The organism is Pseudomonas sp. NPDC077408, from assembly GCF_050269105.1.
GTDB lineage: Bacteria > Pseudomonadota > Gammaproteobacteria > Pseudomonadales > Pseudomonadaceae > Stutzerimonas.
This window is the reverse complement of record NZ_JBNNHS010000004.1, coordinates 155,180-178,788: the sequence shown is the minus strand read 5'-3', so window position 1 is coordinate 178,788 and position 23,609 is coordinate 155,180. Positions and strand designations below refer to the sequence as shown.

The following is a 23,609-nucleotide window of genomic DNA, read 5'->3' as shown; positions in this document are numbered from 1 at the left end:
GCAATGCTAAATCTCACCGAATACCGTCAACGCCCAGCGCTGCTCGCCGACTGGCTGCCCTGGGCCGGGCTGGTGGCGCCCGGCGTCGTGTTGAACAAGGACGGTTCTTTCCAGCGCACGGCACGCTTTCGCGGCCCTGATCTCGACAGCGCGACGCAGAGCGAGCTGGTCGCCACCACGGCGCGGCTGAACAACGCATTGCGCCGGCTCGGCACCGGCTGGGCGATGTTCGTCGAAGCCGAGCGTTGTCCGGCGGCAAGTTATCCGCACTCGGACTTCCCCGAGCCGTTGTCGTGGCTGGTGGACGAGGAGCGCCGCGCGGCGTTCGAAGAAGGTGGCAGCCACTTCGAGAGCTGCTACCACCTCACGCTGCAGTACATGCCTCCAGAAGAGTCGCGCGCCCGCGCCGCCAAGCTGATCTATGAAAACACCTCGACGGCCGGAGTGGACTGGCGCGAGCGTCTCACGGCTTTCATTGCCGAGACGGAGCGCATTTTCGACCTGCTCGCAGGCGTGATGCCGCAGATCGACTGGTTGGATGATGTTGAGACGCTGAGCTATCTGCATACGACCGTCTCGACACGGCGTCATCGTGTCGGGGTTCCGGAGGTTCCGTTCCACCTCGACTTGCTGCTGACGGACGTACCACTACTAGGTGGCTTGGCGCCGATGCTGGGCGATGAGCACCTGCGTGTGACTACGCTGCGTGGGTTCCCGACCTCAACTTGGCCGGGGATCCTCGATGACCTCAACCGGCTGGGCTTTGCCTATCGCTGGAGTACACGCTTTGTTTGTCTCGACAAGGACGAGGCGGAAGGGGAGCTGGGCCGCCTGCGTCGCCAATGGTTTGCCAAACGCAAGAGCGTGCTGGCGCTGCTGCGCGAGACCCTGTTCCAGCAGGAGAGCCCATTGCTCAACACCGACGCCAGTAATAAAGCCGCGGATGCGGACGCTGCCCTCCAGGCGTTGGGCAGTGATCAGGTTGCCTTTGGCTACCTGACTTCCACCGTGACGGTGCTCGATGCAGACGCCGACCTGGCCGACGAGAAGCTTCGCAGGGTGGAGCGCGTCATCCAGGGACGAGGCTTCGTCACCATTGCGGAAAGTCTCAACTCAGTGGAAGCGTGGCTTTCGTCCATCCCGGGCAACGCCTACGCCAACGTGCGTCAGCCGGTTGTGTCGACGTTGAACCTCGCGCACCTGATGCCCTTGTCTGCGGTATGGGCCGGACCGGAGCGCAACGCCCACCTCGACGGGCCACCCCTGATCGTGACCCGTACCGAGGGTGCGACTCCATTCAGGCTGGTCACTCACGTGGGTGATGTCGGTCACACGCTGCTCGTCGGTCCGACCGGTATGGGCAAGTCGGTTTTACTCGCCACACTGGCGATGCAGTTCCGTCGCTACAAGGGTTCACGGATTTTTGCCTTCGACATGGGGCGCTCGATGCGAGCGACCGTGCTGGGCCTGGGCGGCGAACACTACGACTTGGGTGGTAATGGCGCGATCGCCTTCCAACCGCTCGCACGTGTCAACGAGGAGGGCTGTCGTAGCCGGGCAGCTGAGTGGGTCGAAGGGCGTCTGCTTCAAGAAGGAGTGGCCATAGGCCCCACTGAAAAGGCGGCTATCTGGTCGGCACTCGGCAGCCTCGCGGGGGCTCCTGTCGAACAGCGCACGCTCACCGGTCTGTCGCTGCTACTGCAGTCAAACACGCTACGCCAGGCGTTGGCGCCTTATGTGCTCGGTGGCGCGCACGGCAAGCTGCTCGATTCCGACCTCGACTACCTAAGTACGGCCGATGTGCAGTGCTTCGAAATGGAGGAACTGATGCCTAGCAAGGCCGCGGTTCTGGCCGTGCTGGGCTACCTGTTCGCGCGTCTGGAGGAGCGCTTCGATGGCGCGCCGACGCTGCTGATCCTCGATGAGTCCTGGCTGTTCCTCGACGACCCGATCTTCTCCGCGCGCATCCGCCAGTGGCTCAAGACCCTGCGCAAGAAGAATGTCAGCGTCATTTTCGCCACCCAGTCTCTGGCCGACATCAAGGATTCAAGCATCGCCCCGGCGATCATCGAGAGCTGTGCGAGCCGCATTTTTCTGCCCAATTCGCAGGCAACCGAGCCACAGATTCGCAGCATCTATGAAGGCTTCGGCCTAAATGCACGGCAGATCGAGATCGTCGCTAATGCTCAGCCCAAGCGCGATTACTACTACCAGTCCCGTGCAGGCAATCGCCTGTTCGACCTCGATCTTGGGCCGGTTGCGCTTGCGTTTGCCGGCGCCTCGTCGCCACAGGACCAGCAAGCAATCGATCAGATGCTTCGCGACGCCGGTCTGCCAGGGTTCGTCGGCGCCTGGCTGCGCCATCGTGGCCTCGGCTGGGCGGCTGACTTGCTGCCATCTGCACCACCGCCGGCTGTTTCTACCGAACCGGAGGAGGACGCTTGATGAGCAAAGGCGTACATTTCTGGCCCCTCGCTGTTGCATGGTCGTTGCTGACAGTGCAGCCAATTTCAGCCATGACGGTCATCGACCCCACCAACCTGGTGCAGAACACGCTGACAGCGGTTCGCACGCTGGAGCAGATCAATAACCAGGTCGAGCAGCTGCAGAACGAATCGCAAATGCTGGTCAATCAGGCACGCAACCTGGCGAGTCTCGATTACAACGTCCTTAGCCGCCTGCATACGTCACTGGCGAAAAGCGAGAAGCTGATCGCAGAGGCACGAGGGCTGGCCTACGACGTGCAGAAACTCGACAGCGAACTTGCCCGGCTGTATCCGGAAGAGTACGCGACCACCATCAGCGGCGACCAGATGTACCGGGACGCGCATGAACATTGGACGTACGCGCTCGATGGGCTGCACACCGCCATGCGGTTACAGGCCCAGGTCTCTGGCAACCTCGCCGATGATGAGAGTGCGCTAGCTGATCTGGTGGGGCAGAGCCAGTCGGCCACCGGCGCGCTGCAGGCCATGCAGGCCACCAACCAACTGCTGGCCCTGCAGGCAAAACAGTCCATCCAGGCACAGCAGCTTCAGCTTACCCATGACCGTGCCGCCTCTTTGGAGCTTGCTCGGCAGGCGGCAGCCACCGAGCGTGCCCGCGAAATCCGCCGCCGGTTCTTGGGCAACGGCACGCCGTATACACCCTTTCCCGTCCGTTTTTACGGGAACTGACGGAGATGGCCATGCGCTATGTTTTGGTGTTGTGGACCGGATTGTTGGTCGTCTGCGACCGACACTGGGATGGGCTGGCAGGCGATCCAATTCGGCGCGAGACGCAACACGCCCTGCACATCGCTGTCGACGGCGGGCCGAGTATGGCTACAGCCGAGGTGTATCGACACCGCTTTTTCAGCGGTAAGGGTGGCCCCGACGAATTCGGAACCCTAAGGCAATTGCCCGCGATTTCGCCGACATTCGATGGGCCCGTTGAGGCTTATCCCGAGGAGAGCCGTAGGCCGCTTGCGCGTCAGGGGGTTGCCCATGAATGACGTCACGGTCATTGACCGGTTCCTCGATACGTTTTCCCGCTACATCGACTCGGGGTTCGGGCTGCTGCAAGGAGAAGTTGCCTACCTGACCGCCACGCTAGTGGCCATCGACATGACGATTGCCGGCCTGTACTGGGCGCTCGGCCATGCCTCAGGCCAGGGCGAGGATGTCATGGCGAAGCTGATCCGCAAGGTGCTCTACGTCGGTGCCTTCGCCTACATCATTGGCAACTTCAACCGGCTGGCTGGCATCGTCTTCAACTCCTTTGCCGGGCTGGGTCTGACGGCAACCGGCTCGCTCAGCATGGAGAGCTTTCTCCACCCAGGGCAGTTGGCGAAGGCGGGTATCGATGCCGGTGCGCCGATCCTTGAGCAGATCGGCAAACTGACCGGCTTCCCCGAGGTGTTCGTCAATCTCGAACCCATCGTTATCCTGTTTCTGGCCTACCTGGTGGTCATTGTCTGTTTCTTCACCTTGGCCGTGCAGCTGTTCATCACCCTCATCGAGTTCAAGCTGACCACGCTTGCCGGGTTCGTGCTGGTGCCGTTCGCGTTGTGGAACAAAACGGCGTTTCTCGCCGAGAAGGTGCTCGGCAATGTGGTGTCCTCGGGCGTCAAGGTCCTGGTGCTGGCCGTAATCGTTGGCATCGGCACAGGTCTGTTCGCCGAGTTCCAGGTACATCCCAACGAGCCTTCCATTGATCATGCGCTGGTCGTCGTGCTGGCGTCACTGGCGTTACTCGCTCTGGGCATTTTCGGCCCTGGCATCGCGACCGGGTTGATCTCCGGAGGACCACAATTAGGTGCTGGGGCCATGGCCGGCGCTGCCCTTGGCACAGCCGGGCTGGCGGCGGGCGTCGGCGCCGCAGCGACGGGTGTAGGCACCGCAGTTGCCGCCGGGGCGCGTATGGCGTCCGGCGCAAAACTCGCAGCAGGCGCGCGCTCGCTTGAAGGCCAGTTTGCAACGGCAGGCGGAGGAGCAGCCACAGGTCACGCGGCTGCACCGAGCAACACCGCAAACGCCTTCACCAATACCAAGGAGCAACCTGCCTGGGCCAGGCGCCTGCAGCAGCGTCAGCAAATCAGCCATGCCGCTACCACCGTTGCGCACACGTTACGCGGCGGTGACGGCGGTGGCTCCGGTAGTGGGCCGAACCTGCGCGATGCAGATGGATAAGGGGGAGTCATGCGCTTCAAACGACCACGTGTGCGCTACGCCGAGACGCCGCAACCTGCTACACCATATCAAGCCGCTGGGCAGGCTTGGGATGAGCGCATTGGCTCGGCGCGCGTACAGGCGAAAAACTGGCGCCTCATGGCCTTTGGCTGCCTATCGCTTGCCCTGCTAATGGCGTGTGGTTTGGTTTGGCGCTCGGCACAGTCCATCGTCACGCCTTATGTGGTGGAGGTTGCTAGCAGCGGCGAGGTGCGGACGGTCGGCGAGGCCGCCATTCCCTACCGGCCATCCGATGCCCAGGTGGCCTACCACCTGGCGCGCTTCGTCACCCTGGTGCGCTCACTGTCGATTGACCCGATTGTCGTTCGGCAGAACTGGCTAGACGCATACAACTACACCACTGATCGCGGTGCCGCCGTGCTCAACGACTACGCACGCAGCAAGGATCCGTTTGCCCTCGTCGGCAAGGAGTCTGTCACGGTGCAGGTGATCAGCGTAGTGCGGGCCAGCGATGCTTCATTCAACGTGCGCTGGACCGAGCAGCGCTTCGTCAACGGTGGGTCCGCCGGCACCGAACGCTGGAACTCAGTGATTTCCATTGTTCAGCAGACCCCGCGCACCGAACAACGTCTGCGCAAAAACCCGCTGGGCATCTACGTTAACGGGCTGTCTTGGAGCCGCGAACTGGATGTGTCTGAAGGAGCAAAGCCATGAACCTGTTCTGCCCCGCGGTTACGCTGTCGGCCATCGTACTGGCGTTGGCCGGTTGTGCGACCCAAGGCAAGCCGGCGCCGCGCATCTCGCTCGACGAGCCCGTGCAGGCGCAACCGCTGCCCGAGCCGCCGAAGCCCATCGCAGTCGTCGAGGTGCCGAAAGTGTTGCCGATGCCTGCGCAAATGAAGCCTCTATCGGGTGTCGCCAATAACCAGACCTCGCCGGAGCCGGTCGATGAAAAGCGACGCGTCACCCACGCGAACCGCGAGGCCCGAATGCCGCCTACTCGCGAGGGGTACATCAATGCCATACAGGTCTGGCCGTACAGCGAAGGGGCGCTATATCAGGTATATGCCACGCCGGGGCGGGTCACGGTGATCGGGCTGCAGGAAGGAGAGGAGTTGGTGACGGTGGCCGCCGGCGATACCGTGCGCTGGATCGTCGGCGATACGTCCAGCGGTGCAGGCGACGCGTTGCGCGTCAGTGTGTTGGTCAAGCCAATACGTTCGAACCTCAATACCAACTTGGTGATTTCAACCAGCCGGCGGACCTACCTGATCGAACTGACCTCTACCGAAAAAGCCTGGATGGCCTCGGTTTCCTGGAATTATCCGAAAGACCGGATGCTGGCGCTGCAGCGCCAAGCACGGGCCGCACAGGTTAGCGCACCGGTCGATACCGGTCTTTCACTGGAGCGGATCCGCTTTCGCTATGCGATCAGCGGGAGCAACCCACCCTGGCAGCCACTGCGGGCCTTTGATGACGGCGAAAAGGTCTACATCCGGTTTCCCGCCGGCATCGCTCAGGGCGAACTGCCGCCCATGTTCGTGATTGGCGCGCAGGGCGATGGGCAATTGGTCAACTACCGCTTCCGCTCGCCGTACTACATCGTCGACCGGCTTTTCGGTGCAGCTGAACTGCGCCTGGGGGCAGACAAGGGCGACGTGGTGCGTATCGAGCGTACCGACGGTCTGCCGCGAGGGCGATAAGCATGAGCCAGGAAGACAATCCCGAGCGCTTGGCGCCACCGGTTGATAAGGTCCCGCCGGAAGCGGTGGCGTTGCGCGCTCAGCCTCGGCCCGTCAAACGCTTGAGCCGGCGTACCCTGGCGGCGCTTGTCGGTGGACTCGCTGTCGCTGTGCTGGGTGCCACGATCTGGTCGCTGCGGCCGCTGGAGCGCCGTGAACGACACGGCCCGGCCGAGCTATACAACGTCGATCGCGTCTCTCGCTCCGAGGGGCTCGAAAGTTTGCCGACAGACTACGCTCAGCTACCGCCAACATCTTTGGTGCACCCTCCTGAATTGGGGCCTCCGCTTCCGGGCGACCTCGGGCCAGCCATTTTGAAGTCTCAGCGGCCGGCGGCACCCATTTACACGCCAGCCGGACAGGATCCCGCCGAGGCAAAACGATTGGCTCGATTGAAAGAGGCCGAAGAGGCGGCTGGCTCGTCGCTGTTTTTTCAAACCGACAGCCGGCGTTCTGCTTCAACTGCAAACGCCTCGTCAGAGCGAGCGGCGCAAGCGTCCATGCTGGCGGCTTTTGATCCGCTGGCGACGGTGTCGAGCTCGGAAGTGGCGCAGCCAACCGATCCGATGGCTGTGCAGAATCGACAGCAGCAGAAGGAACAGTTCCTGCGTCCGGACACCAGGGCCACACGCAACACAGGGGACCTGCAGCTACCGGCATCGCCTTATCAGGTTATGGCGGGCACGGTCATCGCCGGCGCGCTGGTGACCGGCATCAAGTCCGATCTTCCAGGCGACATCATCGGTACCGTGACTGAGCCGGTCTACGACACGGCAACGGGTAAGCACCTACTCATCCCGCAGGGTTCGAGGATACTTGGACGTTACAACAGCCAGGTCAGCTACGGGCAGAGCCGCGTGCAGGTGGTGTGGAACCGCATCATCCTGCCGGACACAAGTTCGCTGACGCTGGATAATTTGATAGGCACCGACCCGGCCGGCTACGCCGGCTTGGAGGATGGGGTCGACTGGCATTGGAATCGCGTCTTCGCCGGTGCTGCGTTGACCACGCTGCTTGGTATCGGCGCCGAGCTGGCAGCACCGGAAAACCGACAGGACGGAGACCGCGTCATCATCGCTGGTCGCGATGGCCTTCAAGACAGCGTCAATCAGGTGGGCCAGGAAATGACCCGGCGCAATATGAGCATCCAGCCGACATTGACCGAACGACCAGGCTTGCCGGTGCGCATCATCGTTAACCGGGACTTGGTGCTGCGACCTTACCAACCCTTGTTCTTTAACAGTGGAGGATCACGATGAGCGCGACGCGCAAGCTGAGACTGGGGCCGCTGCCTAAGACTGAGAACACCAAGCTGACCTTTCTCTGTCCTGCAAGTCTTAAGGCCGATCTAGACCGTTACGCCTCGATGCACGTGGAGACATATGGGGAGCCGGTTGATGCGGTAACCCTCATTCCGTACATGCTGGAGGCCTTCATGGCGGGGGATCGCGGATTTAAGCGTGAGGCGAACCGCTATAGATTCTCGTCGCTTTCTACGCCGAGCGCTCAGAGCACTTGAAGCCCGCCGTTGCGCAAGGCACAGCGGGGCTTGAGGTTGTAGCTACATCAAATCCTCGCGAGTGCCCACTGGACTCGTGGCTCAGGTCCGTACCTATGCGTCCAGAGAGCGCAAGCCTGTCGGTTGGTGGCCGGAATGATCATCCATGCCGCACGCAACCCGTGCCACTCGGTCGATAAAACGATCCAATGGTGCTGACGGCTCGCTATTGCGACGGACCAAGTAGGTGGTCAGCGTGCTCTGGCCCGCCAGGGGGCGGGTGGCGATGTCCGGATTGTGGAGCTCTGAAATTCGCGCCAGGCTGGAGAACCCCAGACCGTAACCGGCGGCTACCAACGCGATCATCAGATCGAGGGTTGGCACACTCTCCGCGATGGTCAGTCTGGGCGCAATAGGCTGTAGTACGAGCTGTAGCTGCTGCCAGAACCCTTCGCAGACTTGAGGCTCACAGAGCACCAATGGGTGCCCGGCGAGTTCCTCCAGTGGAATCTCGCGGTGGGCGAGCAACTGGTGGCGTGCTGGCAGGGTAACGACAAGCGGGTCATGCCATACGGGCACGGCCAGCAGCCCGTCAGCCTGGTTTGCGGTTTGCGACAGACCGACATCGAACAGATCGTCCAGCAGGCCTCTGGTCTGCATTGCAGACGGCACTTCACGCAGGAAGATTTCGATGTCGGGGTCTTCCTCGCGGCACAGCGCGAGCAGGGACGCCAGCCGCAATTGCGGGACGCCGTCGGACAGGGCAATACGTAGCTGACCTTGGTAACCCGAAGCGGCGCCTTTCACGCTCGCTTTGGCCTGTTCTACGACCGCAATGACACGCCGGGCTTCCTGCAACAGGACCGTGCCGGCCCAGGTGAGACGCGTTCGGCGCGTTGTGCGTTCGAACAGCTGCACACCCAAGCGGTACTCCAAGTCCTTGATGGTCCGCGACAAGGGCGATTGCTCCATATGCAAACGTTCGGCAGCCCGTGCGAAATGCAGCTCCTCGGCGACGGCCACGAAACAGCGAAGATGACGAAGCTCCAACTTGCACCTCCGGCTAGGTCAATGGTTGGTTTCAGGTTGGACTGTGCGCGGCCAGGCTCGCTGACGACGAAGGTTGAGAATCTGAAGCAGTGCGCCGAGTAAGGCGATCAAGCCGGCACAGGCGGCCAGCGTCCAGGTGGGCATCTGTAGCAGCAGGACGAAGCCTCCGGCGGCCGCACCTATGGCGCTGCCCAGGTACAGCGCCGATTCGTTGAGCGCGATGGCAAGGTTGCCATCGCCGTGTGCCAGCCTGGCCTGTATCAGTTCGTTGTTCTGCGGTACCTGCAGGGCCCAGCCTACGGCGCCCCATGCCATGATCGGCAACATGACCAGCCATGTGCCGAGCGTGGCCGCAACCGGTATGAGGAACAAGGAGGCCGAGAGGATGACCATAATGGCGAAGACCAGCACAGGCCCCCTGACTCGATCGACAACCGGGCCTACCAGAAAGCTGCCGAGCACGCCGCCGATGCCCCAGATCCAGAGATAAGGTGTTACCGAGCGGACTGCACCGAGTTCCGGGTCGGCGAGCAGTGGAGCGATAAAGGTATACATGCCCAGACTGGCAACGGCAGCTAGTAGGGAAATAAGAAGTATGGTCATCACGTGCCCATCGGCAAGGATCCTGAGCTTTTGTCCCAGGGAGCTGGAGGGCGCCGCTTGCAGCCTCGGCAACATCAATAGCAGGCCCGCAAAAGCTAACAACCCCAGCAAGGTGACGAGCCAAAGTGCAGCTTGCCAGCCGAAGCTGTCTGCAGTTATCAAACCCACTGGAACACCCAGCACAACGCCGCTTGCCATGCCTCCCATGATGATGGCGATCGACTTTCCGCGCCGCTCGGGCGATGAAAGCGCTGCTGAGGCGCCGATGCCCATGGCGAGGTAGACGCCAGCGCCTATTCCGGCCACGGCCCGCCAGATCACCAGTTCGGCAAAGCCTGCTGCGAGGGCGCTGGCCGCGTTTGCCAGAACGAACAATCCAAGGGCGAACAGCAAACCAGTGCGTTGATGATCGGGCGGGGTCAGCGCAACGAAAACCGGCGAGCCCAGGCCATAAGCGAGGGTAAAGGCGGTCACAAGCTGCGCAGCCACAGCGACCGAAACGGAAAAGGAGGCCTCGATTAGGGGAATCAGGCCTGCTGTGACATAGGAGGCCATGCCCAGCGCAAATGCACCGAGTGCGATCAGGTAGATGGGAAGTTGCTTGTTGGGATACGGGGTATTCATAGTATCGCCGCTCCAGGAAGGAGGCTGGACGCGGTCGCTGGACCGCGTCGCGCTGAGTTAAAGATCGAGGCTGACATCCTGTTCGGTCAGCCAGGTGTTCAGGCCAACCGCCAGCTCCATGCCCATTCGGTCGTACATGGGCGAGGTGTCGCCAACGGGTCTCTCCAGGGTGCGCTTGACCTGCGATGCATCGAGAAGGGCTCGCACAGGTGCGTCCTTGTCGGCCATGATCTGGGTGAGTGAGGTGCGAAGCGCCTGCTCGTAAGCAGGATCCTGCGTCGAGGGGTAGGGGCTCTTGACCCGATCGCTGATCGATTCGGGTAACAGGTCGCGAGTCGCCGCACGCAAGATGCTCTTTTCGCGTCCATCGAAGGTCTTCATTTCCCAAGGAATATTGAATGCGTACTCGACAAGCCTGTGGTCACAGAAGGGGACCCTGACCTCAAGACCGACGGCCATGCTCATCCGGTCCTTGCGATCAAGCAGTGTCTGGACGAAGCGGGTCAGGTTGACGTAGCTCATCTGGCGCATGCGCCGATCCGTTTGCTCCTCCGACGGCAGTACTGGGGCTTCGCTGAGCGCTTGACTGTAGCTGTCCTGTACGAACCTGGGCAGGTCTAGCTGATGTAGCAGCGCCGGGTCGAAGAGGGTCTTGCCGTCGAAGTATTTGCCAGTCACAGACACCAGCCAGGGAAAGGTCTGGGCCTGGATCGCCGCGGGGTCGTGGAACCAGCGGTAGCCCCCAAAGACCTCGTCCGCGCTTTCTCCGGACAGTGCAACGGTGGAGTGCTGGCGCACTTCCTGGAACAGCCGATAGAGCGATGGCCACATGTCGCCCCAGAAGGCAGGCGGTAGATCGAGCGCCTCGATGACTCGATGGCGAAGCGCCGGATCGGCCAGCTCTCGGCTGTCCAGGACGATCTCGTGATGACTGCAGTGGATACGCTCAACCAAGTCGCGAACGAAGGGCGCATCAGGCGTGCCCCTGACTGCATCGCTGGCAAAACTGCTGCCGTGATCGAGAAAATCGACCGAGAACGAGTGAATGTTTTCCTTGCCTTCAGCAAGCAGTTTTCTGGACGCCAAGGCGGTGATGATCGACGAATCGAGACCACCGGATAACAGGCTGCACAGGGGTACATCCGAAACGACTTGCCGCTGCACGATATCTTCCAGGAGATCTCGCGTATGCCGGACGGTCTGGTCAAGCGTATGACCATGCTCACGAGCCTCGAGTCGCCAATAACGGTGTCGTATGAGGCCCTGACGATTGATGCGGACGACCTCGCCAGGCAAGACTTCACGCATGCCGTCATACACTGCATTGCCCGGAGTTTTGACCATCTCCAGGATCTCACGCAGCCCGTCGGCCCTTACGGTACGGGGCACGAGCGGGTTGGCTAACAGGGCTTTGGGTTCGGACCCAAACACCACCCCGTCGACCGTCTCGTAGTAATAAAGCGGCTTCACGCCCATTCGGTCACGAACCAGCAGTAGTTCCTGCGTTGTGAGGTCCCAAACCGCGAAGGCATACATCCCGTTGAGCCGCTCGACGAAGCCCTCTCCCCATTCTAGGTAGGCGCGCAGGACCACTTCAGTGTCGCTGAGGCTTTCGAAACGATGGCCGCGTCCTTTCAGCTCGGTGCGCAGTTCACGAAAGTTGTACGCCTCACCGCTGTAAGTGATCGCCGCCGCTTCTAACCCGTCGTCGCGTCGAGCCAGCATGGGCTGCCGACCACCTTCCAGGTCGATTATTGACAATCTTCGATGGCCAAAGCCGATTGGACCCGTTATCCAGATCCCCTCGGCGTCGGGCCCCCGATTTGCCATCGTCTCGGTCATGCGCTTCAGCGTATTGCGTTGCGCCTGCATGTCCTGGCTGTAGGACAGCCATCCAACTATTCCACACATGTGGTTCTCCCGCTGATATCCATTTAGCCGAGGGCTTCCAGGTCGCTGCCCTCGACGAGCAAGGCGCGCTGAGCGCCACGGTTGTAACGGGCCGCGGCAGGGGTGAGCGCGCGATGCTCCAGTTGATTGAGCAATTCCTGTAGCTCGACGGCGTCGTCCAGGCTGGCGAATGGGAGGGGAGGCGGCTGGCGCCGCACGACCCAGTCAAGGACCTGTTGGCAGAACTCAGAAAGCTTGTGCAGGGTCTCGAGTCCCGACTGGCTGGGAGAGAGTCGGAGCTCGTGCAGCACGAGTTCCGTGCCGTCGATATCCCGCATCCAGATCCGCAGATGGTCATGATCCCAGCGCGGCGTATCGAAGGTCAGTCGCGCATGGATAAGCTGGTCTTCCCGATCGATAAAGCTGAAGTCGACGGTGCGTTGGCGAACGACGTTGACAAAGCTGCTGTAGCCGGTGACTGGCGCGGAACCAAGGACAGCAGTCAGCTGCACGGTGTCGAGAACCGCAAGTCCAGATACCGAAAAGTCTGACCGGATACCCAGAACGCCATCCAGCCGCAGCGGACCCGCGGTCGGGCATACCCAGCGCAGCAGATCCAACGCATGAATCGCTTCACTGGTAACTCCGCAAGTGGGCCGGTAGTCATTGATGCGATCCTTGCCCCAATAGAAGCTGGCACGTGCCAATTCCCACCCATGGCGGGCGACCCATTCACGCAAGATCTGCGTCGCCTGCGAATAGCGCTCAATCAGATTCAGCGCGAATCCGCCGACACCGCTGAGCGCGTCTTGGACGCCGTTCAGCGCGTCAGTGGGTGTGGCGAGCGGCTTTTCGCAGACGACAAAGCCTTGGTAGCCCGCAAGCTGGCGCAATACATCGGCGTGACTTATATCGTTGGCACTGACCACTACGATATCGGGTGTGAAATGCTGGAGCGCACTGTCAATGCAGGCGAAGTAACGCAGTGGCGTAGCTTTCTGACGTCGTCCGACATATGCGATAGAGGTCGAAACACCGGCTCGGTTTGTGACATGTTCGAATGCTTGGCGAAATCGCTGTCCGGCGTAGCCCAGGCCAATAATCAATACGTTCATGCTGACGCCCCCTGGCGAAGCAGGAGGCCCTCGCCTGTTGGGCAGAAGCCAAGACGTTCGTACAGCCCGGATGCGCCTGCTGTAGTCTGGAGCGCTACCGTTGCAACGTCCCGGTTGCCAAACCAGCGAAGCAGATGATTCATGAGCTGAGTTGCGATGCCGTGCGCCCTCCATTGCGGATCAACCACAACCGACTGGATCCATCCGGACAGACCGTTAGCATTCGCAGCGGTGGGCGCCCTGAGATCGATGATTCCAGTAGCACAGCCGGCGACTTGCCGAGTTTCACAGTGTTCAGCTACGAGCACCTGCACACTGTCATGTACCCCTAGGTGCGCGGCTAGCCAGTGCTTATACGCCGTACGCCATCTTTCAGAGTCCGTCTGGCTGCGGCTGGCGTAAATGGCCGACGTACCGTCTAGCAAGAAGGACCTCAGTTCTATCAGCCACTCGATGTCCTCCTGCGTCGCGTTTCGCACGGTGAACGATAAGTTGTTCATCAGGCCACCTCCGAAGTGAAGGTTTTGGATGCCAAAGGGATCGCAAAATGGTCGAAGGTTTCGCGCAGGGAAACGGCTAGATTCTCGATCTGGGCTTGGCTGTGGTTGGGCGTTGCGTTAACCCGAAAGCGCTCCGTACCGACCGGCACAGATGGGTAGTTAATTGGTTGGAGATAGACCCCGTGTGTATGTAGAAGCCGCAGGGCGGCAACTTTGCAGCGCTCGGCGTCACCGACCAATACCGGCAATACGTGCGTCTGCGAGCAGGGCATGACGGGGATGTCGTGTTGTTTCAAACGCTCGCGCAATAAAGCGGTGTTGATCTGTAGCTTCTGGCGCTCGTCATCGCTGGACTTGAGATGCTCGACGCTTGCCAGGCAGCCAGCCGTGACGGCAGGAGGAAGGGACGTGGTAAAGATGAAGCCTGTCGCAAAGGAACGTACTGCGTCCACGATGACACGGGTCGAGGCGATGTAACCACCGATCACGCCGATGGCCTTGGCCATGGTGCCTTGGATGACGTCGATCTTGTCGACCAGGTCGAGCTCGGCAGCGATTCCGGCCCCTGTAGCGCCGTACATGCCGACCGCATGAACTTCATCGAGATAGGTCAGCGCGTTGAAGCGCTTGGCAACTTCCACGATGTCGGCAATCGGTGCGATGTCGCCGTCCATCGAGTAGATCGACTCGAACACAACCAGCTTCGGTTGACCAATTGGATAGCGGGACAGTATCTGGGCCAGGTGTTCCACGTCGTTATGGCGAAACACCTGCCGTTCATTCGGTGTTGCTCGGATGCCGTTGACGATCGATGCGTGATTCAGCGCATCGCTGATCACGACACAATCGGGGATTTGCCTCAGCAGGCATTGGAGGGTGGCGTCGTTCGAGCCAAAGCCGGTCGGGAAAACCAGTGCCGCTTCTTTATCGTGCCAGTCGGCAAGGCTCGCCTCGAGTCGCTCATAAAGCTCGTAGGAGCCACCGATGTTGCGCGAACCGCCTGAGCCAGCGCCGTACGTTTCCAATGCCAGGTGCATCTGCTCGCGTACGGTCGGGTGCTGCGACATTCCTAGGTAGTCGTTGCTGCACCATACAACGACCGGATCCGGCTGCTCGCCGTTCAGCTTGGCGAACGGATACTGGCCGCAGATGCGACTGAGAGTGGTGAAGGTGCGGTACTGGTTGGAGGACTTCAGTAACTCCAGTTGCTCACGAAGCAATGATTGGTACATCCGAATATCTCCTGAAAGATCAAGCCGCTCGATGCCGGCCAGCTGTCTGGAACGGGGCATTGGCGACGAGGAGTTATTCTTAATCCCGCTTCGATGGGGTTACAATTTGACCTCTTATACTATTACTGGAGAGTAACTGGATGAGCGCGCCTCGCAGCCTTGAGCGAAACCGGGCGGAGCTGGCCAACTTTCTGCGAAGCCGCCGTGAACGTATTTCTCCACAGGACGTGGGCTTGCCTTCTGGTGCAAGACGGCGGACTCCGGGGCTTCGACGGGAGGAAGTCGCAGCCCTCGCCGGGGTAGGACTGTCCTGGTACACCTGGCTGGAGCAGGGGCGAGAGATCAGCGTATCTGCAACTTTCCTCGAAAATCTGTCGCGCACGTTGAAGCTGGACGCCACCGAAAGACGGCATCTTTTTCTGCTGGCGCATCAGAGGCTTCCGCCAGAGCCGGGCAAAACCTGGTGTGTCGTGCCACCGCTCGTTCATCGGTTGATGGCCGACCTCCCAATGCGCCCGGCGTACGTCCTCAATCTTCGCTGGGATGTGCTGGCTTGGAACGCGGCTGCAGATAAGGTATTCGCTTTCTCGAGCGTTCCGACAGAGCGGCGCAACTTCCTTTGGCTGTTGTTCACCGCATCTTCAATGCGCGCATTGCTCGACCCGTGGGAGGATCAGGCCCTGCAAATCCTGTCGAGTTTTCGCCGTGATTTCGTCAGGGCAGCCAAGGACCCCGACATTGGAGCATTGGTTAAAGATTTGGAGAAGATAGATACCGATTTCAGGACCTGGTGGCGGCAACAGGATATTCATGGACCCTGTCAGGGCATCCGGAATTTTCAGATCGACGGGATCGGCCAGGTGGTGTTCGATCACACCTCACTCACGATCGATGTCGACCGGGACTTGCGGCTTGTCTACTATGCGGCGAAAGAGGGGCAGGTGCAAAGCCGGCATTTTGAGCGATGGCTGACGACCTCGAGCGGAAACGCGATCGGCGTGTAGCAGGCCGTTACCCAATACTTGGGGTAAGTGAGGTAGGCGGGTCGCACAGAGCACATGGTTACTAAGACTTCGGTGTACGCCGAATTCAAAAATTTTCAACGATACGGTGTTTCTCTCATCAGGCTGTTGGACCGCTTTGCAGCATTACGTACGTAACCGCGGGGCTTGTAAGGGCGCACGAAGCCGATGATCCCAACTGGCCTGAGAGGCTATTAAATGGCCGGAGCTACATGGGTAGGTGGGCCAGCTGCTGATGGTTGTTGCGACCATCGACCTGATTAATTCAAGCGGCATGGCTTCTATAAAGCCTTTGTAAAGGTAAATGATCAAGTTCAGCAATGCTGCCGGAAACAGTATTTTTCTTAGGGCTAGTCTTTCTTACTTGCCAGCGCATAACACTGCGATTCGGTCACTGTGTTGCAGCGTCGTTGTCACAAATACATAGGATCTGGAGAGCAAGGCTGCTAAGTCGTCAGATATTTTCCCAGTTTCTGACGAGGCCTCGGAAAAGCGGGTCGATCAACGGACCGCTGTCCCCTATTGGGTCGAACAATTGCGTGTTTCTTGTCCAATCAGTGAACAAGCCAATAATAAGAGCATGGATCGAGATTGCAGCCATTCGAGGTGTGACACCTGGCTGCAGTATCTCAATGTTGCTGGCAAATATCTGCTCACATTGATCAATAAGCTGAATTATCAAGAAATTGTGGCGAGCTTCCGCTGCAATAAGCTCGTCGGTGAACTCGCAGCGATGCAGAAGAATTTTCATGACGCGGCCTTTTTGCTGGTCTATCGCCAGAGCATTTACGCCTTCTACACATAAGTCCCGTAATAAGCGCAACGGATGTTGTGAAGAATTATCATTGGTTACTTCCATTATTTTTTCAGGTGATATCCGAACCTGGTCGAGCAGTTGGTTTAATAGGTCGGATTTGTTCTCGAAGTGCCAATAAACTGCGCCACGCGTTACGCCGGCATCATAGGCAATCTGGCTGAGACTCGTTCGTGTCACTCCGTTAGCGAGAAAGAGTCGCTCCGCAGATGCGAGAAGTGCCGTCCGGGTTTTTTTGGCGTCTTCTTTTGTTCGTCGCATTCTTTCTCTCAACTTTTTCTGCTGGTCGTCCCACTAGGCAGGTGTAATTGTGTTCCTGACGACACGTGACTGCTTCAGCCTAGCGGTTATTCACCCTACGAAACTCAGCAAAATGCCCGCGGCGACCGCCGAGCCAATGACGCCCGCTACGTTAGGCCCCATGGCATGCATGAGCAAGAAGTTCTGCGGATTTGCCTCGAGCCCGACCTTGTTCGACACCCGTGCCGCCATCGGCACTGCCGACACGCCAGCCGAACCAATCAATGGGTTGATTTTATTCGTGCTGAACATGTTCATGACCTTGGCCATCAACACACCCGCCGCCGTACCGCCACAGAAGGCGACCATGCCAAGCAGCAAAATTCCAAGGGTCTTCATCTGCAGGAAGGCTTCGGCGGACAGCTTGGAGCCAACAGTCAGCCCCAACGCAATGGTCACGATATTGATCAGCGCATTGCGCGAGGTATCGGCCAGACGATCCACGACCCCAGCCTCGCGCAACAGGTTACCAAAGGCGAACATGCCCACCAACGGCGCGGCGTCAGGCAGTAGCATGCCAACCATCAGCGCAAGCATAAGCGGGAACACAATCTTTTCTGCCTGACCGACATGGCGCAGCTGCGTCATGACAATGGCGCGCTCCTCCCTAGTCGTCAGAGCGCGCATGATAGGTGGTTGAATCAGCGGGACCAGCGCCATGTACGAGTACGCCGCGACGGCGATCGGTCCCAGCAGATGCGGCGCGAGCTTGGCCGTAACGAAGATTGAGGTGGGGCCGTCCGCACCGCCAATGATCGCAATTGACGCCGCTTCGCGCAGGGTGAACTCCATGCCTGGAATACCGATCGCTGCTATCCCCAGTGCACCGAGCAACGTCGCGAAGATACCGAACTGCGCTGCCGCACCGAGCAACAGTGTTTTGGGGTTAGCCAGCATTGGCCCGAAGTCGGTCATGGCACCGACGCCCATGAAGATCAACAGCGGGAACACACTGGTCGGTAGACCGACTTCATAGAACAGGTGGAGGATGCCAGCACCCTCGGCCATGTTTGCGACCGGAATGTTGGCGAGCACCCCTCCGAATCCGATCGGGATCAGCAACAAGGGCTCAAACCCCTTGCGAATCGCCAGATAGATCAATGCCAGGCACACCACGATCATCAGCAGCTGACCAGGCTCTATGTGATAGAGACCGGTGCTGTGCCACAGCTTGAGCAACTTATCCATGCCGCACTCCTTAAGCGATCATCAGCAGGCTGTCGCCTACCGACACCGCGTCGCCGACCTTGACGTTCACAGCTGAGACGGTGCCGGCCTTGAATGCACGGATTTCAGTTTCCATCTTCATGGCTTCGAGGATGATCACCAGATCTCCTTCCTGAACCATCTGACCGGGCTGTACGAGGACTTTGAAGATGTTGCCGGCTAACGGCGCCGGCTGAGGTTCGCCCGTACCTGCGGCCGGCGCAGCAGCCGCTGGTGCTATGCCTGATTCGCCGCCAACAGGCTTGATTCCCTCGATGTCGCCGCCGTCGTTGACCTGTACGACGAACGACTTGCCGTTGACCTCGACGGTATAGACTTCGGGTGCGCCCGCTTCGCGTGGCGCCTGCTGCTTGCCGGTCGGCACCGGTTCGAAAGCAGCGGCATTACCGCGGTTCTCCAAAAATTTCAGGCCGATCTGGGGAAACAGCGCATACGTGAGGACGTCATCGATCTCGTCCTGGGCCAGCTTGATGCCTTTTTCTTGCGCCAGCCCTTTTAGCTCGGCCGTCAGCTTGTCCATTTCTGGCTGCAGCAGATCAGCAGGGCGGCAGGTGATGACCTCTGCACCGTCGAGCACGCGTTGCTGCAGTTCGGCATTGAAGGGAGCAGGCGCGGCGCCGTACTCGCCTTTGAGGATGCCGGCGGTTTCCTTGGTGATGGATTTGAAGCGCTCGCCGGTAAGCACGTTAATCACGGCTTGAGTTCCGACGATCTGCGAAGTCGGCGTCACCAACGGAATGAAACCGAGGTCTTCGCGAACCCGAGGAATCTCGGCGAGCACTTCATCGAACTTGTCGAGCGCACCCTGCTCCTTCAGTTGTCCTTCCATATTGGTCAGCATGCCACCCGGCACCTGTGCCACGAGGATCCGCGAGTCGACGCCCTTGAGCGTGCCTTCGAATTTCGCATATTTCTTGCGCACTTCACGGAAGTACGCAGCGATCTCTTCAAGCAGCAACAGATCGAGCCCGGTGTCCCGCTCGGTGCCCTGGAAAATGGCCACCACCGACTCGGTTGGCGAATGTCCATAAGTCATCGAGAACGAGGAAATGGCAGTATCAACGTTGTCGATGCCCGCCTCGACAGCCTTGAGAATGGCCGCAGTGGACAGGCCCGCCGTGGCGTGACACTGCATATGGATCGGAATGGACAGGCTTGCCTTCAAACGCGAAACCAGCTCAAAGGCCATGTAAGGCGTGAGAATGCCAGCCATGTCCTTGATTGCCACCGAGTCGGCGCCCATATCCTCGATCTGCTTGGCCAGGTCGACCCACATCTCCAGAGTATGTACAGGGCTGGTGGTGTAGGAAATCGTGCCCTGTGCGTGCTTGCCCTGCTGCTTCACCGCGCGCAGGGCGGTTTCCAGGTTGCGTGGATCGTTCATCGCATCGAACACGCGGAACACGTCGACGCCGTTGACCGCGGCGCGCTCGACGAATTTTTCCACCACATCATCGGCGTAATGCCGATAGCCCAGCAGGTTCTGGCCACGCAGCAACATTTGCTGGCGGGTATTGGGCATCGCTCTCTTCAGTTCGCGGATGCGCTCCCAGGGATCTTCGCCTAGATAGCGGATGCAGGAATCAAAGGTCGCTCCCCCCCAAGATTCAACCGACCAGAAGCCCACCTGATCGAGCTTGCCGGCAATCGGCAGCATGTCTTCGAGACGGACGCGGGTGGCCAGAATGGATTGATGGGCATCACGAAGCACCACATCGGTGATGCCGAGCGGCTGTTTGACAGATGTCATGGAGGGAACTCCCTGTTCTGGATCAACCACGACGAGCGCGGTGCTGATGGATAGCGGTCTGGATGGCCGCGAGGAGATCGGCGTCCACTTCAGTCACAGCGGGTTTGCTGGCAGCCAGCTGAGCGATCGGCGCAGTGTCGAACCGGCCAATCACAGAGGACATGAGACGAATGCAGACAATCAACAAAACGAGGAAGATGAAAACGGAACCTAAGCCGAACAGCATAAGTTCAACGCCTTCCCAGATAAGCTGGTTTGAGGTCATAACGGAAACCGCCTGGTTAGGTTCAGATTAAATAGCAACCACGTCGATCTTGGCCTTAGCCGCGGACTCGCGGAACTCGGCGATCTGGTCGAAGCTCAGGTAGCGGTAGACATCCCCGGCCATAGTGTCGATTTGAGCGGCGTAGACCATGTATTCCTTGATGGTCGGCAGGCGGCCCAGGATCGAGGCAACCGATGCCAGTTCAGCAGAAGCCAGGTAGACGTTGGTCGCATCGCCCAGACGGTTGGGGAAGTTACGAGTCGAGGTGGAGACCACTGTCGAGCCGGTTTCCACGCGTGCCTGGTTACCCATGCACAGCGAGCAACCTGGCATTTCCAGGCGTGCACCGGCACGACCGTAGATGCCGTAGTAGCCTTCCTCGGTCAGCTGATGCTGGTCCATCTTGGTCGGCGGAGACAGCCACAGGCGAGTCGGCAGGGCGCCTTCAACCTTGTCCAGCAGCTTGCCGGCGGCGCGGAAGTGACCGATGTTGGTCATGCACGAACCGATGAACACCTCGTCGATCTTCTCGCCCTGAACGGTCGAGAGCAGACGCGCATCGTCCGGGTCGTTGGGTGCACAGAGCACAGGCTCGGTCACTTCGGACAGGTCGATCTCGATGATCTCGGCGTACTCGGCATCCGCATCGGCAGCCAGCAGTTCCGGCTTGGCCAACCAAGCTTCCATGGCCTGAGCACGACGCTCCAGCGTACGAGCATCACCGTAACCTTCACTGATCATCCAGCGCAGCAGGGTAATGTTCGACTTCAGGTATTCGGCAATGGCGGCTTCCGGCAGCTTGATGGTGCAGCCCGCAGCGGAACGCTCGGCAGAGGCGTCCGACAACTCGAAAGCCTGCTCGACGGTCAGCTCGTTGAGGCCTTCGATCTCGAGGATGCGGCCAGAGAAGATGTTCTTCTTGCCTTTCTTCTCGACGGTCAGCAGACCTTTCTGAATGGCGTAGTAGGGGATCGCATGAACCAGGTCGCGCAGAGTGATGCCAGGCTGCATCTTGCCCTTGAAGCGAACCAGTACCGACTCCGGCATGTCCAGCGGCATGACGCCGGTGGCAGCAGCAAACGCCACCAGACCGGAACCGGCCGGGAAGGAGATCCCCATCGGGAAGCGAGTGTGCGAGTCACCACCGGTACCAACGGTATCCGGCAGCAGCATGCGGTTCAGCCAGCTGTGGATGATGCCATCACCCGGGCGCAGCGAAACACCGCCGCGGGTCATGATGAAGTCCGGCAGGGTGTGGTGCGTGGTGACGTCGATCGGCTTCGGATAAGCCGCGGTGTGGCAGAAGGACTGCATGACCAGATCGGCCGAGAAGCCCAGGCAAGCCAGGTCTTTCAGCTCGTCACGGGTCATCGGGCCAGTGGTGTCCTGGGAGCCGACGGTGGTCATCTTCGGCTCGCAGTAGGTGCCCGGGCGGACGCCTTTGCCTTCCGGCAGACCGCAGGCGCGACCGACCATCTTCTGTGCAAGCGTGAAGCCCTTGTTGCTTTCGGCCGGCGCTTCCGGCTTCTTGAACAGGTCGGTTGGGCCCATGCCCAGTTCGGCACGTGCTTTCTCGGTCAGACCGCGACCGATGATCAGCGGAATACGGCCGCCAGCGCGAACTTCGTCGAGCAGGACGTCGGTCTTCAGCTGGAAGGTAGTGACCAGTTCGTCGCTACCATGACGACGGACTTCGCCCTTGTACGGGTAAACGTCGATCACGTCGCCCATCGCCAGATCGGAGCAATCGAACTCGATCGGCAGGGCGCCAGCGTCTTCCATGGTGTTGTAGAAGATCGGCGCGATCTTGGTGCCGAAGCAGAAACCACCGGCACGCTTGTTCGGCACGTTCGGAATGTCGTCGCCGAAGAACCACAGCACCGAGTTGGTAGCGGATTTACGCGAGGAACCGGTACCGACGACGTCACCCACATAGGCGATCGGAAAACCCTTGGTCGTCAGCTCTTCCATCTGCTTGAGCGGACCAACCGAGCCTGGAACGTCAGGATTGATGCCGTCGCGCGCCATCTTCAGCATGGCCAGGGCGTGCAGTGGGATGTCCGGACGCGACCAGGCGTCAGGCGCAGGGGACAGGTCGTCGGTGTTGGTTTCGCCGGTGACCTTGAATACGGTCAGGGTGACCTTCTCGGCAACTGGTGCACGGTTCTTGAACCACTCGCCTTCAGCCCAGGACTGAAGGACGGCTTTGGCGTTGGCATTGCCTGCCTTGGCCTTCTCCGCAACATCATGGAACGCATCGAACATCAGCAGGGTGTGCTTCAGCTGTGCGGTGGTGGTGTCGGACAGTTCCGGATCGTCCAGCAGATCAACCAGCGTAACGATGTTGTAACCGCCCTGCATGGTGCCCAGCAGTTCGACGGCGTGTTGCTTGCTGATCAGCGGCGAAGAGGCTTCACCCTTGGCGACAGCGGCGAGAAAGCCAGCCTTGACATAGGCGGCTTCATCCACGCCCGCGGGAACGCGGTTGGTGATCAGCTCGAGGAGAAATTGTTCTTCGCCGGCTGGCGGGTTTTTCAGGAGTTCGACCAGGCCTGCGGTCTGTTCGGCGTTCAGTGGCAAGCCGGGCAGTCCATGGCTGGCACGTTGTTCGAGTAGAATCCGATAAGCTTCGAGCACAATGTTCTCTCATGCGGCCCCCGAAACAGGCCGAATAGTCAAGTTAAGTTGTAAAAGCCGAAGGCAGAGCAAGCCGGGCGTTATAAACGAACAAGGCTGATCACGCAGCCTGCTGCGCTTAGAGCTGTTCAAGTAGATTTAAATAAAATGAACAAAATATCGAAAAGCGTGCAGAAAGTAAGTTGAGAGCGGTTCGTTGTCAAATGCAAATTTGCTTAACGAATCCGCTGCGAACCGAGAGTTGACGCGCGCCGCAGCAAGGTGAATGCAGAGGTGGTGGTGTATATCTGCGCCATGGACGAGGCACAGTGACTTCGATAGGCAGTCCTGTGTGTCGGCAAAGGCGCGTTGAAAGCGCGGGCCTATTCTTGGCTCGAAGACTTTCTTCGAGGCCGGATTGCTTGCCGCAGCGAGCTGGGTGACCGTCAGCCTGCGATATCCATTGTCTCATTTGGGGCCGTCAATGAACGCCGGGTTTTGCCAATGACAGGATGCCGCTGTCTTAGGCGTTTGTGACGCGCCAGACAATTCCGCCAACGCTGACGGTTGCTGGTTCGCCCATCTCAGGTTGGTCTACTACCCGGACACGTGCATCGCTTCGTCATGCATGCGCTAGCAAATTCCGCTCCGTCTGTTTTCCGATTTTTATCACCTTGAGGGCGACGAACTT

Annotated in this window: 20 protein-coding genes; 9 read left to right on the top strand and 11 right to left on the bottom strand. The window is 59.8% G+C overall.

What is annotated here, in order from left to right; translation table 11 throughout:
- Positions 1–3 precede the first annotated feature (3 nt).
- From trbE to ACQKEK_RS13295, 8 genes are read left to right on the top strand one after another with little or no spacing between them, the layout of a single operon-like run.
- Positions 4–2,445: a conjugal transfer protein TrbE gene (gene trbE, locus ACQKEK_RS13330; protein ID WP_499143096.1), complete on the top strand. Its 2,442-nt coding sequence runs from the start codon at positions 4–6 to the stop codon at positions 2,443–2,445.
- A complete protein-coding gene (gene trbJ, locus ACQKEK_RS13325; protein ID WP_499143095.1) occupies positions 2,445–3,176 on the top strand; it encodes a P-type conjugative transfer protein TrbJ in 732 nt (243 codons plus the stop codon). The genes trbE and trbJ overlap by 1 nt, the downstream gene beginning before the upstream one ends.
- Positions 3,177–3,187: 11 nt before the next feature.
- Positions 3,188–3,493 (top strand): hypothetical protein, encoded by a 306-nt coding sequence (locus tag ACQKEK_RS13320; protein ID WP_499143094.1) that lies wholly within the window; start codon positions 3,188–3,190, stop codon positions 3,491–3,493.
- Positions 3,486–4,670 carry a P-type conjugative transfer protein TrbL gene (trbL, locus tag ACQKEK_RS13315; protein WP_499143092.1) on the top strand — a complete coding sequence of 395 codons (1,185 nt, stop codon included), beginning with the start codon at positions 3,486–3,488 and terminating at the stop codon, positions 4,668–4,670. Before ACQKEK_RS13320 ends, trbL begins: the two co-directional genes overlap by 8 nt.
- Before the next feature lie 9 nt (positions 4,671–4,679).
- Complete coding sequence (gene trbF, locus ACQKEK_RS13310; protein WP_499143091.1) at positions 4,680–5,384, top strand: conjugal transfer protein TrbF; 705 nt, start codon at positions 4,680–4,682, stop codon at positions 5,382–5,384.
- Complete coding sequence (gene trbG / locus ACQKEK_RS13305; protein WP_499143090.1) at positions 5,381–6,373, top strand: P-type conjugative transfer protein TrbG; 993 nt, start codon at positions 5,381–5,383, stop codon at positions 6,371–6,373. Before trbF ends, trbG begins: the two co-directional genes overlap by 4 nt.
- 2 nt (positions 6,374–6,375) lie before the next feature.
- Positions 6,376–7,671 carry a TraB/TrbI/VirB10 family type IV secretion system protein gene (locus ACQKEK_RS13300; protein WP_499143089.1) on the top strand — a complete coding sequence of 432 codons (1,296 nt, stop codon included), beginning with the start codon at positions 6,376–6,378 and terminating at the stop codon, positions 7,669–7,671.
- Entirely contained in the window at positions 7,668–7,931 is a 264-nt protein-coding gene (locus ACQKEK_RS13295) for a DUF2274 domain-containing protein (protein WP_499143088.1), read from the top strand. Before ACQKEK_RS13300 ends, ACQKEK_RS13295 begins: the two co-directional genes overlap by 4 nt.
- 93 nt (positions 7,932–8,024) lie before the next feature.
- Here the strand turns inward: ACQKEK_RS13295 and ACQKEK_RS13290 are convergent, their stop codons facing one another.
- Genes ACQKEK_RS13290 through hemA form a run of 6 tightly spaced genes read right to left on the bottom strand, consistent with a single transcriptional unit; the run spans position 8,025 to position 14,924 of the window.
- The gene (locus ACQKEK_RS13290) at positions 8,025–8,960 is read right to left on the bottom strand and encodes a LysR family transcriptional regulator (RefSeq protein WP_499143086.1); all 936 of its coding nucleotides are present in this window, start codon (positions 8,958–8,960) and stop codon (positions 8,025–8,027) included.
- A gap of 18 nt (positions 8,961–8,978) precedes the next feature.
- The gene (locus ACQKEK_RS13285; protein ID WP_499143085.1) at positions 8,979–10,187 is read right to left on the bottom strand and encodes an MFS transporter; all 1,209 of its coding nucleotides are present in this window, start codon (positions 10,185–10,187) and stop codon (positions 8,979–8,981) included.
- A 57-nt stretch (positions 10,188–10,244) separates the two neighbouring features.
- Positions 10,245–12,098 carry an asparagine synthase (glutamine-hydrolyzing) gene (gene asnB, locus ACQKEK_RS13280; protein WP_499143084.1) on the bottom strand — a complete coding sequence of 618 codons (1,854 nt, stop codon included), beginning with the start codon at positions 12,096–12,098 and terminating at the stop codon, positions 10,245–10,247.
- A gap of 23 nt (positions 12,099–12,121) precedes the next feature.
- Positions 12,122–13,192 carry a Gfo/Idh/MocA family oxidoreductase gene (locus ACQKEK_RS13275; protein WP_499143083.1) on the bottom strand — a complete coding sequence of 357 codons (1,071 nt, stop codon included), beginning with the start codon at positions 13,190–13,192 and terminating at the stop codon, positions 12,122–12,124.
- Positions 13,189–13,692, bottom strand: a complete 504-nt coding sequence (locus tag ACQKEK_RS13270) for a GNAT family N-acetyltransferase (protein ID WP_021209644.1) — start codon at positions 13,690–13,692, stop codon at positions 13,189–13,191. The genes ACQKEK_RS13275 and ACQKEK_RS13270 overlap by 4 nt, the downstream gene beginning before the upstream one ends.
- Positions 13,692–14,924 (bottom strand): 5-aminolevulinate synthase, encoded by a 1,233-nt coding sequence (gene hemA, locus ACQKEK_RS13265; protein ID WP_486037597.1) that lies wholly within the window; start codon positions 14,922–14,924, stop codon positions 13,692–13,694. The genes ACQKEK_RS13270 and hemA overlap by 1 nt, the downstream gene beginning before the upstream one ends.
- A gap of 140 nt (positions 14,925–15,064) precedes the next feature.
- Between hemA and ACQKEK_RS13260 the strand changes: the two genes are divergently transcribed.
- A complete protein-coding gene (locus ACQKEK_RS13260; RefSeq protein WP_021209642.1) occupies positions 15,065–15,928 on the top strand; it encodes a helix-turn-helix transcriptional regulator in 864 nt (287 codons plus the stop codon).
- A 472-nt stretch (positions 15,929–16,400) separates the two neighbouring features.
- On the opposite strand, the gene ACQKEK_RS13255 is transcribed toward ACQKEK_RS13260, so the two are convergent.
- From ACQKEK_RS13255 to acnB, 5 genes are all read right to left on the bottom strand, one after another.
- Positions 16,401–17,021, bottom strand: coding sequence for a TetR family transcriptional regulator (locus ACQKEK_RS13255; protein WP_102847611.1), 621 nt, complete (start codon positions 17,019–17,021; stop codon positions 16,401–16,403).
- 90 nt (positions 17,022–17,111) lie between these two features.
- On the bottom strand, positions 17,112–18,248 hold the full coding sequence (locus ACQKEK_RS13250; protein WP_021208058.1) for a sodium ion-translocating decarboxylase subunit beta: 1,137 nt from the start codon (positions 18,246–18,248) through the stop codon (positions 17,112–17,114).
- A gap of 10 nt (positions 18,249–18,258) precedes the next feature.
- Positions 18,259–20,037, bottom strand: a complete 1,779-nt coding sequence (gene oadA / locus ACQKEK_RS13245; RefSeq protein WP_499143082.1) for a sodium-extruding oxaloacetate decarboxylase subunit alpha — start codon at positions 20,035–20,037, stop codon at positions 18,259–18,261.
- Between the two features lie 22 nt (positions 20,038–20,059).
- Positions 20,060–20,302, bottom strand: a complete 243-nt coding sequence (locus tag ACQKEK_RS13240) for an OadG family protein (protein ID WP_021208056.1) — start codon at positions 20,300–20,302, stop codon at positions 20,060–20,062.
- Positions 20,303–20,329: 27 nt separating this feature from the next.
- Complete coding sequence (acnB, locus tag ACQKEK_RS13235) at positions 20,330–22,939, bottom strand: bifunctional aconitate hydratase 2/2-methylisocitrate dehydratase (RefSeq protein ID WP_499143080.1); 2,610 nt, start codon at positions 22,937–22,939, stop codon at positions 20,330–20,332.
- Between the last annotated feature and the right edge of the window lie 670 nt (positions 22,940–23,609).

Bases quoted from the DNA above. Each gene is read 5' to 3' on its own strand.
- trbE (WP_499143096.1), top strand. From the start codon at position 4: ATGCTAAATCTCACCGAATACCGTCAACGCCCAGCGCTGCTCGCCGAC.
- trbJ (WP_499143095.1), top strand. From the start codon at position 2,445: ATGAGCAAAGGCGTACATTTCTGGCCCCTCGCTGTTGCATGGTCGTTG.
- ACQKEK_RS13320 (WP_499143094.1), top strand. From the start codon at position 3,188: ATGCGCTATGTTTTGGTGTTGTGGACCGGATTGTTGGTCGTCTGCGAC.
- trbL (WP_499143092.1), top strand. From the start codon at position 3,486: ATGAATGACGTCACGGTCATTGACCGGTTCCTCGATACGTTTTCCCGC.
- trbF (WP_499143091.1), top strand. From the start codon at position 4,680: ATGCGCTTCAAACGACCACGTGTGCGCTACGCCGAGACGCCGCAACCT.
- trbG (WP_499143090.1), top strand. From the start codon at position 5,381: ATGAACCTGTTCTGCCCCGCGGTTACGCTGTCGGCCATCGTACTGGCG.
- ACQKEK_RS13300 (WP_499143089.1), top strand. From the start codon at position 6,376: ATGAGCCAGGAAGACAATCCCGAGCGCTTGGCGCCACCGGTTGATAAG.
- ACQKEK_RS13295 (WP_499143088.1), top strand. From the start codon at position 7,668: ATGAGCGCGACGCGCAAGCTGAGACTGGGGCCGCTGCCTAAGACTGAG.
- ACQKEK_RS13285 (WP_499143085.1), bottom strand. From the start codon at position 10,187: ATGAATACCCCGTATCCCAACAAGCAACTTCCCATCTACCTGATCGCA.
- asnB (WP_499143084.1), bottom strand. From the start codon at position 12,098: ATGTGTGGAATAGTTGGATGGCTGTCCTACAGCCAGGACATGCAGGCG.
- ACQKEK_RS13275 (WP_499143083.1), bottom strand. From the start codon at position 13,192: ATGAACGTATTGATTATTGGCCTGGGCTACGCCGGACAGCGATTTCGC.
- ACQKEK_RS13270 (WP_021209644.1), bottom strand. From the start codon at position 13,692: ATGAACAACTTATCGTTCACCGTGCGAAACGCGACGCAGGAGGACATC.
- hemA (WP_486037597.1), bottom strand. From the start codon at position 14,924: ATGTACCAATCATTGCTTCGTGAGCAACTGGAGTTACTGAAGTCCTCC.
- ACQKEK_RS13260 (WP_021209642.1), top strand. From the start codon at position 15,065: ATGAGCGCGCCTCGCAGCCTTGAGCGAAACCGGGCGGAGCTGGCCAAC.
- ACQKEK_RS13255 (WP_102847611.1), bottom strand. From the start codon at position 17,021: ATGCGACGAACAAAAGAAGACGCCAAAAAAACCCGGACGGCACTTCTC.
- ACQKEK_RS13250 (WP_021208058.1), bottom strand. From the start codon at position 18,248: ATGGATAAGTTGCTCAAGCTGTGGCACAGCACCGGTCTCTATCACATA.
- oadA (WP_499143082.1), bottom strand. From the start codon at position 20,037: ATGACATCTGTCAAACAGCCGCTCGGCATCACCGATGTGGTGCTTCGT.
- ACQKEK_RS13240 (WP_021208056.1), bottom strand. From the start codon at position 20,302: ATGACCTCAAACCAGCTTATCTGGGAAGGCGTTGAACTTATGCTGTTC.